This is a genomic window from Dankookia rubra, from assembly GCF_004355005.1.
Lineage (GTDB): Bacteria > Pseudomonadota > Alphaproteobacteria > Acetobacterales > Acetobacteraceae > Paracraurococcus > Paracraurococcus ruber_A.
Window position 1 is genome coordinate 34,876 of sequence record NZ_SMSJ01000012.1, and the last position, 12,235, is coordinate 47,110.

Below are 12,235 nucleotides of genomic sequence, written 5' to 3' on the forward strand. Positions count from 1 at the left end.
AGGGGCTCGCCTCGCCTGTGTCGTACCGCCCGGCTTAGTGGCGGTGGCCGTGACCCCCGAAGTGGTGATGGCCGCCGAAGTGGTTGTAGTGGCCGAAGTGGCGATGGCCCCAGCCGCCGCCGAAGAATCCCAGGCTCACCGCAGGGGCACCCCAGTATGGGCCGTAATAGGACCGGGCGCCCCAGTAGGGCGAGGCACCGTAGTAGGTGCCCGGCGCATAGGAGTAGGGCGAGACCGCCGCATAGGTTGGCTGACTGTTACCGCTAGCAGCCATGCACTGCACGTAGGCCGTGTCGTATCGCTGCTGGAGGCTCCCTGCCGACGCTTGGGCGTTCCCGGCGCCGACGGCCGAACCCGCCAGCAGGCCGCCTCCCGCGCCAAGCCCGGCGCCTGCGCCGGCGCTGCCAGCCGCCGCCCCAAGCAGGGCGCCCGCACCCGCGCCGAGCGCCGTGCCCACAGCGGCACTGCCGACCGCGCTCTGGTTCGCTGCATGCAGCGGCGAGCCCCCGCCGATCTGCTGCTGCGCGTAGCCGCGGCAGGCGGCGTCCTCCTGGTTGAACTGCGTGAGATTCTTCCCCTGCGGCGGGAACATCAAGGCGGTAGGTCCGGTCGGCGGCGCCACGGCGCACGCACTGAGGGCGAGCGCCCCGGCAAGTGCGGCGGTAGACCCGAAGCGTGGCATGGCGGCGTTGCTCCTACCCGCTTCGCAGCTGTGCCCAGCCAAGCGGGCTTGCGAGAAAAACGTCCTTGCTGCCTTCCCGTTCGGTCCGGCTGCAAGAGCGAGCGTCTCTGTCGGGCCACCAGCAAGGTGGGACCGCGACCGGCGAGGATTGCGCGAAGGCCGCGCGGGAGTCATTGCGGCGCTTGGAGCCGCTGAGGCTTCGGAGGGAGGAAGTGCCCGCAGGACTCCGATCCAGCATACAGTAACCGGCCCAGCCGGTTCCCGCGGCACGGCCGTACCTGCGATGTCGACCGACCCGCCGGGGATGGAGATAGTTGGCCACCCATTGCACCTAGCCTGAGCGCCGAATGCCAAGAATGGACGGCGCATAACCGCAGCTTACACGACCGGGCCTTCTACCTCGGCTCAACGAGGGCTATGTTGACGCCATGCTCCTCCGCCTTACCAGGCTGGTCATCGCTGTCATCACGATCGTCGCCTTCCTCGGCGCCAGTCTGATGCAGAATCTGCCGTCCGCGCAGGCGGACACGGCGGGCATGGCCATGATGGCTAACATGGGGGGCGACGGCGGGGCGATGCCCTGCCACGGCACACAGAAGTCGGATCCGTGCCAGGACAAGGTGCCCGGGTGCATGACCGACCTGGGATGCCTCTTCGTGGTCGGCATCCCGGTGCCTGTCGCGCCTGCGGTCTCGGACCCGGCTTGGTCCCGGGTGGCCTACTGGCAGTCCGTCCGCCTGGCCAACGGCGTCTCCCTCAAGCCATATCTCGGGCCTCCCATCCGCCTCGTCTGAGTTGAGCCGTCCGCGCCCACGCGCCGCGGCTTTCTCTGCCCTTTCGGTCCTCGGCGCACCCGGCCTCAACGGCATCGGGGCGCGTCCAGCATCGAGGGAGCGGAGTCTCCAGACGACATCGGCCGCCCGCCTTCGACGCGGGTGCGGCCCACGGAATGGGACACCACGATGCTCTCCAAGCTCCTACGCGCGTCCGTGCTCGGCGCCGCCACCATGCTCACGCCCGCCCTCCTCGCCACCGGCGCCTTCGCGGCCGCCAGCGACTACCGGTTCGAGGTGGTCAGCGCCCGCCCCGCCGGGCCGCACAAGACCGACGTAACCCTCCGCCTGGTCCACGTCCCGGACAACAAGCCGGTGCCGGACGCGGTCGTCTTCCAGACCAAGGCCGACATGGCGCCCGCGGGCATGCCGACCATGACCGGCGCCGTCGCCCCGCAAGCGGCCCAGCAGCCGGGCACCTACCGGTTCCAGGTGGACACCGGCATGGCCGGAGGCTGGGCGCTGACGCTCGCCGCCAAGGTCCAGGGCGAGGCGGAGACGGTGCACGCCACGGTCACCTTCAGCGCGGCGCAATGAGATGGCGCGTCCCGCATGGGGGGCCGCCCCGCCGCCGAGGCGCCCCGAGCGAGGGTCCGGCGTGGCCCTCGCGCTTGGCCTGACGCTCGCGCTCCTGGCAGGGCCAGGCCAGGCGCAGACCAGGACAGCGCAGCGGACCCCGGGGGGAGGACTCCCCGGGGCCACGCTGGAGAGCGCGCTTGCCGTCGCCCGCCAGCTCAGCCCCGAGCTGGCGGCCCGCGCGCTCGACACCGCCGCCGCCCGGGCGCGCGTCACCGTCGCCGGGTCGCTGCCCGACCCAACAGTCCAGGTGATGTCGGACGATGTTGACCGGACCTCGGGCCCGCGGCCGAACAAGATGGTCTACTCGTTCCAGCAGGAGATCCCGCTCTGGGGCAGGCGCGACCTGCGGCGCGAGGTCGCCCAGGCCGAGGTGGGCCAGAGGACAGCGCAGGCCCAGGCGGCCGAGGCCGAACTGGCCGAGCGGGTGAAGGTTGCCTTCGCCCGCTACTACACCTCATACGAGGCGCTTCATCGGACGGAGGAACTCCACCGGGCCATCCACGGCATCGCCCAAGTCTCCCTGGAGCGCTACGCCCAGGGGCGCGGCGAGCAGCAGGAGGTATTCCGGGCCGAGGTCGAGACCACGCGGGTGGCGACCGAGATCGTCCGCCTCGAGGCGGCGCTCCGGAGCGCGCAGGGGCAGCTAAACGCACTGCTTGTCCGCCCGGCCGACGCGCCGCTCGCCCGGCCCGAACGCCTGCGCCCGCTCCCTGACGCGCGGGCCCTCGATACCGCGCGGCTGGCCGAGCGCGCCAGGGGCACCAACCCCAACTTGGCGGTCGACGCCTCAGCCATCCGCGGCGCCGAGACCAACCGCAGGCTGACCGACCGGAACTGGTACCCGGACGTCACCCTGGGCGCGTCGGCCATCGACCGCTCGGGCTTCGGGCCGCCCGGCTACCAGGCGTGGGTCGCCTTCAAGGTCCCGCTGCAGTGGGGCCTACGAGAGGCGCAGGCGGCCGAGGCCGGTGCCCAGGCCGGGGCGGCTCGGGCCCGGCTGGAGACGCGCGAGCAGCAGATCCGGAGCGACCTCGCCGAGGCCGTGGCGGGCTTCGAGGGCAGCCGCCGAACCGCGGACCTCATCCGCCGCCAGCTCCTGCCACAGGGCGAGGCGCTCGTGCGCTCAGGGGCGGCTGGATACGGCTTCGGCCGAGTCGACCTCGCCACCGTTCTCAGGGCGCAGCACGACCTCGCCGACTTCCGCTTGCAGCTCCTCTCGACCGAGTTCGACGCGCAGCGCCAGCTCGCACTGATCGAACGGCTCGTCGGAGGCGACCTGTGAACCGGCGCCTCCTCGGCGGCGCCTGCCTGCTCGCCGTGGCGACTGCGGGGGCAGGCCTCTGGCTGACGGGACCGTCCCGGCTTTTCCTTGCCCCCGGCGCGGCGGTGGCGCAGCAACCGCCCTCACGCCAGCCGCTCTACTACCGCGACCCGTCGGGCGGGCCGGACTTCTCGCCGACCCCCAAAAAGGATTCGCAGGGCCGCGACTACGTCCCGGTATTCGACGAGGCCGAGCAGGCGCCGCCCGTGGCAGCACCGTCACCCGCGGCCCCGGCTCGCCAGCCGCTCTACTACCAGGACCCAACCGGCAGGTCCGAATACTCGACGACACCAAGGAAAACCGTCGACGGGCGCGACTTCGTCCCCGTCTACGAGGACACCAGCGCGCCGTCCCACTCCGCCACCGCGCCAGCGTCGGCGCCTGCCCCGACGCCCCCAGGCGGACGCGGCCGGATCCTCTTCTATCGGAACCCCATGGGCCTGCCCGACACCTCGCCGATGCCCAAGAAGGACTCGATGGGCATGGATTACATCCCCGTCTACGAAGACGAGGCCAACCAGCCCACGGGCACCGTCACGGTAAGCCCGGAGCGGGTGCAGATGCTCGGCGTCCGCATCGAGGCGGCGGCGGAGCGGACCATGACCCGCTCCATCCGGGCAGTCGGCACCATCGCCGTTGACGAGCGCCGCCTTGCCGTCGTGGCCCCGCGGTTCGAGGGCTGGATTGAGAAGCTCCTCGTCAACGAGACGGGCCAGCCAGTGCGCCGCGGCCAGCCCCTGTTCGAGGTCTACAGCCCCGAGCTGGCAGCGGCCGAGCGGGAGTACGTCATCGCCCGGCAGGCCGAGGGCACCATGGCGCACGCCGACCCCGCCATGCGCAGCGGAAGCGCGGGCATCGCGGCGGCGGCGCTGACGCGGCTGCGCAACTTCGACCTGCCCGCCGAGGAGGTCGCCCGCCTGCGGCGCACCGGCAGGGTCAGCAATACCCTGACGCTGACCGCGCCGATGGACGGCGTGGTTCTGGAAAAGACCGCGCTGCAGGGCATGCGGTTCGCGCCCGGCGATGCGCTCTACCGCATCGCCGACCTCTCGACCGTCTGGCTGCTCGCCGACGTCTTCGAGCAGGACCTGGGGCTCGTCGGGCCCGGCCAAGAGGCCAGCATCGCCATGACCGCCTACCCGGACCGGCGCTTCGCCGGGAGGGTCACCTTCGTCTACCCGACCCTGAACGCGGCCACGCGCACGGCCAGGGTGCGCATTGAGATCCCGAACCCGGAGGGGCTACTCAAACCGGACATGTACGCGACGGTGGAGATCGCGGCACCCCTCGGTTCGAAGCCCATGATCGCGGTGCCAGATTCAGCAGTGCTCGACAGCGGCACGCGGCAGGTCGTCCTCGTCGAGCGCGCCCCCGGTCGTTACGAACCGCGCGTCGTGACCCTGGGCCGCCGGGCCAACGGACAAGTCGAAATCCGCCAAGGAATCAGCGCGGGCGACAAGGTGGTGGTCGGCGCCAACTTCCTCATCGACGCCGAGAGCAACCTACGAGCAGCGCTCCAATCCTTCGCGGCGCCTCCACCGCCCGCTCCCGGCCAGGAGCAGCCCCGATGATCGCCCGCGTCATCCGCTGGTCGGTGGCCAACCAGTTCCTGGTGCTGCTCGCCACCCTGTTCGCCATCGGCGCCGGGGTCTGGGCGGTCCGCAACACGCCGCTCGACGCCATCCCTGACCTCTCCGACGTCCAGGTCATCGTCTACACGGACTACCCCGGGCAAGCGCCACAGGTGGTCGAGGACCAGGTGACCTACCCTCTGACGACGGCATTGCTGACGGTGCCCCGTTCGAAGACCGTGCGCGGCTTCTCCTTCTTCGGCTCGTCCTTTGTCTACGTCGTCTTCGAAGACGGCACCGACCTCTATTGGGCGCGGAGCCGGGTGCTGGAGTACCTTAGCCAAGCCGCGCGGCGCCTTCCCGAAGGAGTGACGCCCTCCCTCGGTCCCGACGCGACCGGCGTAGGCTGGGTCTACCAGTACGTCGTCACTGGGACGCAGCGCACCCTGGCCGAGCTGCGGTCCATCCAGGACTGGTTCCTGCGCTACCAGCTCGCCCGAGCCGAAGGCGTCGCCGAGGTGGCTAGCGTGGGCGGGTTCGTCCAGCAGTACCAAGTGGTCGTGGACCCGCAGCGGCTCCAGGCGTACCGCATCCCGCTCTCGCGGGTCACTGAGGCCATCCGGGCGAGCAACCGGGACGTCGGCGGCCGCTCGGTCGAGATGTCGGAAACCGAGTACCTCGTGCGCGGTCGGGGCTACCTCCGGGGCATCCCGGACATCGAGCAGATCGTGCTGGCCATGCAGAGCGGCGTCCCCGTCCTGCTGCGCGACGTCGCTCGGGTCGAACTCGGCCCCGAGGAGCGGCGCGGCATCGCCGAACTGAACGGCGAGGGAGAGGTAGTCAGCGGCATTGTCCTCCAGCGCGAGGGCCAGAACGCGCTCACCGTCATCGAGAGCGTCAAACGGCGGCTCGCCGAGGTCGCGGGCAGCCTGCCCGAGGGCGTGACCGTGTCGTCGGTCTACGACCGCTCGGACCTCATCGGCCGCGCCATCGAGACCCTGAAGCACACGCTGGTCGAGGAGAGCGTCATCGTCGCGCTGGTCTGCGTGGTGTTCCTGCTGCACGTCCGCAGCGCGCTCGTGGCCATCCTGATGCTGCCGGTCGGCGTGCTCATCGCCATGACCCTGCTGCACATGCTCGGTTTGAGCTCGAACATCATGTCCCTCGGCGGCATCGCCATTGCGCTCGGCGCCATGGTGGACGCGGCCATCGTCATGATCGAGAACGCTCACAAGCGCTTGGAGCACGCGGAGCCCGGGGCGTCACGGGTGCAGGTGCTGACGGAGGCCGCCGTCGAGGTGGGCCCGGCGCTGTTTTTCAGCCTCGCCGTCATCACCGTCTCCTTCCTGCCGGTCTTCACTCTCGAGGACCAGGAAGGGCGGATGTTCCGGCCGCTCGCCTTCACAAAGACCTTCGCCATGGCCGCAGGCGCCCTGCTGTCGGTGACCCTGGTACCGGTGCTGATGGTACTGTTCGTCCGTGGCCGCATCCTGCCTGAGCGCCGGAATCCGGTGAACCGGCTGCTCATCTGGCTCTACCGCCCCCTTATCGCCCTCATTCTACGGGCCAAGACGCTGACGGTCCTGGTCGCACTCCTCGTGGTCGGCGTGACCGCATGGCCGCTGGCGCGGCTCGGCAGCGAGTTCATGCCGACCCTGAACGAGGGAACGCTGATGTACATGCCGGTCAGCCTGCCCGGGTTGTCCGTCACCAAGGCGGCCGAACTGCTGCAGACCCAGAACCGAATCATCCGGAGCTTCCCCGAGGTGGCGAGCGTCTACGGCAAGGCTGGGCGGGCGGCGACCGCGACGGACCCGGCGCCGACCGAGATGTTCGAGACCATCATCAACCTCAAGCCGGAGGCGGAGTGGCGCCCTGGGGTCACGGTCGACATCTTGACCGCCGAGATGGACACAGCACTGCGGATGCCGGGCGTCAGCAACGCCTGGACCATGCCCATCAAAGCGCGCATCGACATGCTCTCGACGGGGATCCGCACCCCGGTCGGGGTCAAAGTCTACGGGCCGGACCTCGCTGGCATCGACCGGCTCTCGCGCGAAGTGGAGGCCGCCGTACGCGCAGTGCCCGGTACCACCAGCGCCTTCGCGGAGCGGGTTGAGGGAGGCTACTACCTAGAAATCGAGCCCGACCGAGCGGCGCTAGCCCGCTACGGCCTGACGGTCGGCGACCTCCAGGAGACCATCGCAACGGCGCTCGGCGGCGAGCCTGTCACCACCACGGTCGAGGGCCGCGCCCGCTACACGGTCAATGTCCGCTACCCACGCGGCCTTCGCAGCGACCCGCAGGGGATCGCGGCCCAAGTCCTCGTGCAGAATATGCAGGGCGCTGCCATCCCGCTGGGGCAGCTGGCGGCCGTCCAACTGCGGCGCGGCCCGCCGACCATCCGGACCGAGAACGCCCAGCTGGTGAACTACGTCTATGTGGACATGCACGGCCGCGACGTCGGCGGCTACGTGGCCGATGCGCAGCGTGCCGTCGCTGAGCAAGTGCGAATGCCGCCCGGCTACCACGTCGAATGGAGCGGCCAGTTCGAGTACATGCAGCGGGCTAAGGCTAAGTTGGCCGTCGTCGTGCCGGTCACGCTGCTCGTCATCTTCGTGCTGCTCTACCTGAACTTCGGGCGGCTGACGGAGACGCTCATTGTCATGCTCTCGGTGCCTTTCGCGCTCGTCGGCGGTGTCTGGCTGATGCTCCTGATGAACTTCAACATGAGCGTGGCCGTCGCGGTCGGCTTCATAGCGCTGGCCGGGGTGGCGGCGGAAACGGGTGTCATCATGCTGATCTACCTGGACCAAGCGCTCGACGCGGCGCGCGGGCGGTGCCGCGCCGAAGGGCGCCTCCTGACGCGGGAAGACCTGCGCCACGCCATCATGGAGGGCGCGGTCGAGCGTGTGCGGCCGAAGATGATGACGGTGACCGCCATCATGGCCGGGCTGGTGCCCATCCTCTGGAGCACCGGAACCGGCTCTGAGCTCATGCAGCGCATCGCTGTCCCCATGGTCGGCGGGATGGTGTCCTCGACGGCGCTGACGCTACTTGTCATTCCGGCTATCTACGGCCTTGTAAAAGGTTGGCGCTTGCCACGGACTGCGGCGGCAACGGCGCAAGGGACGGAATCGCTGGCGAGGGCGGCCGAATGAGCTGGCGTCCCTCACCGCGACCCGCGATCAGCCTCCCGAACTTCGGGTTCGGCGTCGGCGTCTCGCCCCTACCGCAGAGAGTGGTCGTGCCTACTACCGGCGGGTCGAGCGCGCTGCCTCCGTCCGGGTGCTGGAGCTTGGCGTAGGTTTCGGCCTGAACCTCGGCTTCCACGGCCCGGACGCACCCTCGGTCGTCTGGGTCGCCCCTAGCCTTTGGCCCGTGGCAAAGCCAGCGGACGACCGTCGCTGGCTTGTAGGCGGGACTCGTGGCCCAGCGCAGCGTGGCGACGAAGCCTCCTCGCAGCCTTGCGCTCCTCCGCTGGAACGCCGGCGCCTGCCACTCGCCTCGCCCCGATGATGTCGCCTAGCCGCCTCGAACGGGACACACCGACCTTCCATGTTCCAGGCATCAGAATGGGAGAAAACCCACATGCGCCGGGTCAACCTCGTCTTCGCGCTGGCACTGCCGGCCGCGATTCCCGCCTGCGCCCAACCCCTCCACTACGGGGCGGAACCCGCCTACCAACTCTACGGTCCGGCACCTTACGCGGTCGCCCCGCGCTACTGGGGTGGCGGGTGGGGCGGCGGTCACCGGCACGCAGCGCCGTCGCATCATCGCAGTGGTCATTACTACCCTCACCACGGCGGGCATCACCAGCGCGGTGGGCACGGCCACCACGGTGGTCAACATCACGGCGGCGGCCACCGTCATTGAAACCGTGTTCGCCTTGGCTGGCCTTTCGGCCGTGGCGCGGCTCTCGGGACGCGGCTGCGTGTGCACTCGGCAGCTCAGGCAAGCAGCTGCGGCGTCACAGGCGCCAGGCGCTCTCTCTGGGCCAGCGCCTCAGTTGCGGGACCGCCCCGGTGCCAAGTCCCGAGCCAGGGCGAAATAGGCGTCAGCCAGCACCGAACCCGGTGACGCGTCCCCGCAGAGCGCCTCCAAGGCACGCAGCAGGTGCTCAGCGGCCTCCAATTCGCCCTCGGCGACGGCCCGCTCAAGAGCGGCCGCAACCTGATCCTCGAGTTGCGATGCGTCCGACATCAGTGTCTTTCTCCCGGGCCACGGTGGGCCGCCTGCGAAGGTGGGGTCTGCCTCCGTGGGAGGGTCAAGGGCCGCTTTCATACTTTGTCACACGGCTCAGGCGCTCCAGACGGAGGCACCCGGCATCTTCCCGGATACGGTGGCGTTCCCGCAACAAGGCGGGCCGTCGGCGCCTGCTCGCGCCGCGGCTGACCGACGGCGGCGCACACGGCAACAAGGAGACTCGCCGGGATGATCAACACCAAAATGCTTCGCAGCACCGGCCTCGCGCTGGCGCTGGGCCTCTCGCTCGCGGCCTGTGCCCAGCAGCAGAACCCGCCGCCCGCCCAGCAGACCGGCGGCATGTCCGGCATGGGTTCCCAGGGCATGGCGGGGCACAACATGTCCGGCATGCAAGGCCACAACATGTCCGGCATGAACATGCAGCAGATGATGGCCCATTGCGCCGAGATGCGTCAGCAGACGCGGCCGGGCGCCACCATGAGCCCCGACATGCAAGCGATGATGACGCACTGCAGCCAGATGGACCAGCAGATGGGCGGGATGTCGGGCGCACGGACACCTGGTCGCTAATGGAAGGTGGGGAGCGGCCTGGAAGCCGCTCCCCTTCAACGAACACTAGGATTTACAGCCTCACCGCGCGCAGCCGCAGCGAGTTGCCGATGACGGAAACCGAGCTCAGCGCCATCGCCAATGCCGCAATGATGGGGCTCAGCAGGATGCCGAAGAAAGGGTAGAGCACGCCAGCCGCCAGCGGGATTCCGGCCGCGTTGTAGATGAAGGCGAAGAACAGGTTCTGCCTGATGTTCCTCATCGTCGCGTGCGACAACGTCCGGGCCCGCGCGATACCCGCGAGGTCGCCCTTCACCAGTGTCACGCCCGCGCTCTGCATGGCGACGTCTGTCCCGGTCCCCATGGCGACGCCGACATCGGCCTCGGCCAAGGCGGGAGCGTCATTGACGCCGTCGCCTGCCATGGCGACGACCTTCCCCTTGGCCCGGAGCTCCCGGACGATGCGGTGCTTGTCCTCGGGCAGCACGTCGCCCTGGAACTCGTCGATGCCGAGCTTCCGCGCGACCGCCTCGGCGGTCGTCCGGTTGTCGCCGGTCAGCATGACGATGTGAATGCCCTCGGCGCGCAGGCTGGCCAGCGCGGCGGGCGTCGTCGGCTTTACCGGATCCGCGACCGCGATGACGCCGCCTGGCCTGCCATCCACGGCCAGGAACAGCGCCGTGCCGCCTTCGCGCCGCAGTTCGTCGGCCTTGGCCGCTAGCTCACCCAGATCTACTCCGAGCTCCTGCATCAGCCGCGCGTTGCCCAGCGCGACGCGGCGTCCATCCACCGTACCGGTCACGCCCTTGCCGGTGACGGAGGCGAAGTCGGCCGGCTCCCCAAATGCGACGCCACGCTCTCTGGCCGCAGCGACGATGGCGGCCGCCAGCGGGTGCTCGCTGGACCGCTCAAGGCTGGCGGCGAGCGGCAGCACCTCGGCCTCAGTCAGGCCGGGAGCCGGAACCACGGCCACCACCTTGGGCTTGCCCTCGGTCAGGGTTCCGGTCTTGTCCACGACCAGAGTGTCGACCTTCTCCATGCGCTCCAGCGCCTCGGCCGACTTGATGAGCACCCCGGCACCGGCGCCCTTGCCGACCCCCACCATGATCGACATCGGGGTGGCGAGGCCGAGCGCGCAGGGGCAGGCGATGATGAGCACGGAGACGGCGGCGATCAGCGCGTAGGACAGCGCCGGGCTTGGTCCCCAAACGGCCCAGGCGACGAAAGCCAGGACGGCCACGGCGATGACCGCCGGGACGAACCAGCCCGCCACGGTGTCGGCCATGCGCTGGATGGGCGCCCGGCTGCGTTGGGCCTCCGCGACCATGGCGACGATGCGCGACAGCATAGTGTCGGAGCCGACCTTGTCCGCCCTCATAACGAGCGAGCCGGTGCCGTTCACCGTGGCGCCGATGACCTTCGAGCCGGGCGCCTTCTCGACGGGCAAGGATTCGCCGGTGACCATGGACTCGTCCACGGCGCCGCCGCCCTCGAGGACCTCACCGTCCACCGGCACGCTGTCGCCCGGTCGCACCCGCAGCCGGTCGCCGACCTGAACGTCCGCTAGCGGGATCTCCTCGTCCGAGCCGTCCGGCCGGATCCGGCGGGCGGCCTTGGGCGCCATGTTCAGCAGGGCGCGGATGGCGCCGCCCGTTGCCTCGCGCGCCCGCAGCTCCAGCACCTGGCCGAGCAGGACGAGCACGGTGATTACGGCTGCCGCCTCGAAGTAGACCGCGACCGTGCCGTCCATGCCCCGGAAGCCTTCGGGGAAGATGCCGGGCGCGAAGGTCGCGACCAGGCTGTAGAGGTAGGCGGCGCCCGTCCCGAGCGCGATCAGGCTGAACATGTTCAGGCTGCGGTTCACCACAGACTGCCACCCGCGGACGAAGAACGGCCACCCGGCCCAGAGCACCACCGGCGTCCCGAGCAGGAACTGGATCCAGACCGAGGTCCTGGGCGGGACAAGGTGGTGCAGGTTCAGGCCCGGAAAGTGCACGCCCATCTCCAGGACGACGACCGGGACGGTGAGCGCCAGCCCGATCCAGAACCGGCGGGTCATGTCGGCGAGCTCGTGGTTCGGGACGGCCTCGGCGGTCACCTCCAGCGGCTCTAGCGCCATGCCGCAGATGGGGCAGCTGCCCGGCCCCTGCTGCCGGATCTCCGGGTGCATCGGGCAGGTGTAGATCGCGGCCTTCTGCTCCGCCGTGGGCGCGGCGGCCTTCTCCGGCTGCAGGTACTTCTCTGGGTTCGCCTCGAACTTCGTCCGGCACCCCGCCGAGCAGAAGTGGAAGGTGGTTCCGCCGTGCTCAAGGCGGTGCTTCGAGGTGGCCGGGTCCACCTTCATGCCGCAGACCGGGTCGGTAACCAGGGTCGCATCGGCGACCACCGCGTCCCCGTGGCCATGGTGCGCGTGTCCGTGGTCGTGGCCGCATCCCGGGCCGTGCTGGTGCCCGTGCCCTCCGTGCTGCCCGTGTCCGTGCTGCTGACCGCTCAT

Annotated in this window: 9 protein-coding genes; 6 read left to right on the forward strand and 3 right to left on the reverse strand. The window is 70.0% G+C overall.

Annotated features, from left to right (window positions below):
* Nucleotides 1–34: 34 nt before the first annotated feature.
* Nucleotides 35–682 carry a hypothetical protein gene (locus tag E2C06_RS38480; RefSeq protein WP_206664516.1) on the reverse strand — a complete coding sequence of 216 codons (648 nt, stop codon included), beginning with the start codon at nt 680–682 and terminating at the stop codon, nt 35–37.
* 428 nt (nt 683–1,110) lie between these two features.
* Here E2C06_RS38480 and E2C06_RS11975 point away from each other — a divergent pair, with 428 nt between their 5' ends.
* The 5 genes from E2C06_RS11975 (at nt 1,111) to E2C06_RS11995 (ending at nt 8,147) form a co-directional block, all read left to right on the forward strand.
* On the forward strand, nt 1,111–1,476 hold the full coding sequence (locus E2C06_RS11975; RefSeq protein WP_133288839.1) for a hypothetical protein: 366 nt from the start codon (nt 1,111–1,113) through the stop codon (nt 1,474–1,476).
* Between the two features lie 168 nt (nt 1,477–1,644).
* A complete protein-coding gene (locus tag E2C06_RS11980; RefSeq protein ID WP_206664517.1) occupies nt 1,645–2,052 on the forward strand; it encodes a FixH family protein in 408 nt (135 codons plus the stop codon).
* A 61-nt stretch (nt 2,053–2,113) separates the two neighbouring features.
* A complete protein-coding gene (locus E2C06_RS11985; protein WP_165982343.1) occupies nt 2,114–3,376 on the forward strand; it encodes a TolC family protein in 1,263 nt (420 codons plus the stop codon).
* Nucleotides 3,373–4,986: an efflux RND transporter periplasmic adaptor subunit gene (locus E2C06_RS11990; RefSeq protein WP_241671231.1), complete on the forward strand. Its 1,614-nt coding sequence runs from the start codon at nt 3,373–3,375 to the stop codon at nt 4,984–4,986. Before E2C06_RS11985 ends, E2C06_RS11990 begins: the two co-directional genes overlap by 4 nt.
* Nucleotides 4,983–8,147 (forward strand): efflux RND transporter permease subunit, encoded by a 3,165-nt coding sequence (locus tag E2C06_RS11995; protein ID WP_133288841.1) that lies wholly within the window; start codon nt 4,983–4,985, stop codon nt 8,145–8,147. Before E2C06_RS11990 ends, E2C06_RS11995 begins: the two co-directional genes overlap by 4 nt.
* Nucleotides 8,148–8,991: 844 nt before the next feature.
* Here E2C06_RS11995 and E2C06_RS12000 read toward each other — a convergent pair.
* Nucleotides 8,992–9,189, reverse strand: coding sequence for a hypothetical protein (locus tag E2C06_RS12000; RefSeq protein WP_133288842.1), 198 nt, complete (start codon nt 9,187–9,189; stop codon nt 8,992–8,994).
* 231 nt (nt 9,190–9,420) lie between these two features.
* Between E2C06_RS12000 and E2C06_RS12005 the strand changes: the two genes are divergently transcribed.
* A complete protein-coding gene (locus E2C06_RS12005; protein WP_133288843.1) occupies nt 9,421–9,762 on the forward strand; it encodes a hypothetical protein in 342 nt (113 codons plus the stop codon).
* 52 nt (nt 9,763–9,814) lie between these two features.
* On the opposite strand, the gene E2C06_RS12010 is transcribed toward E2C06_RS12005, so the two are convergent.
* Nucleotides 9,815–12,085, reverse strand: a complete 2,271-nt coding sequence (locus E2C06_RS12010; protein ID WP_241671239.1) for a heavy metal translocating P-type ATPase — start codon at nt 12,083–12,085, stop codon at nt 9,815–9,817.
* Between the last annotated feature and the right edge of the window lie 150 nt (nt 12,086–12,235).

What these genes read in the sequence shown, in the direction of transcription:
- E2C06_RS11995 (WP_133288841.1), top strand. Translation starts at nt 4,983, where the DNA reads ATGATCGCCCGCGTCATCCGCTGGTCGGTGGCCAACCAGTTCCTGGTG.
- E2C06_RS12005 (WP_133288843.1), top strand. Translation starts at nt 9,421, where the DNA reads ATGATCAACACCAAAATGCTTCGCAGCACCGGCCTCGCGCTGGCGCTG.
- E2C06_RS12010 (WP_241671239.1), bottom strand. Translation starts at nt 12,085, where the DNA reads ATGAAGGTGGACCCGGCCACCTCGAAGCACCGCCTTGAGCACGGCGGA.
- E2C06_RS38480 (WP_206664516.1), bottom strand. Translation starts at nt 682, where the DNA reads ATGCCACGCTTCGGGTCTACCGCCGCACTTGCCGGGGCGCTCGCCCTC.
- E2C06_RS12000 (WP_133288842.1), bottom strand. Translation starts at nt 9,189, where the DNA reads ATGTCGGACGCATCGCAACTCGAGGATCAGGTTGCGGCCGCTCTTGAG.
- E2C06_RS11980 (WP_206664517.1), top strand. Translation starts at nt 1,645, where the DNA reads ATGCTCTCCAAGCTCCTACGCGCGTCCGTGCTCGGCGCCGCCACCATG.
- E2C06_RS11975 (WP_133288839.1), top strand. Translation starts at nt 1,111, where the DNA reads ATGCTCCTCCGCCTTACCAGGCTGGTCATCGCTGTCATCACGATCGTC.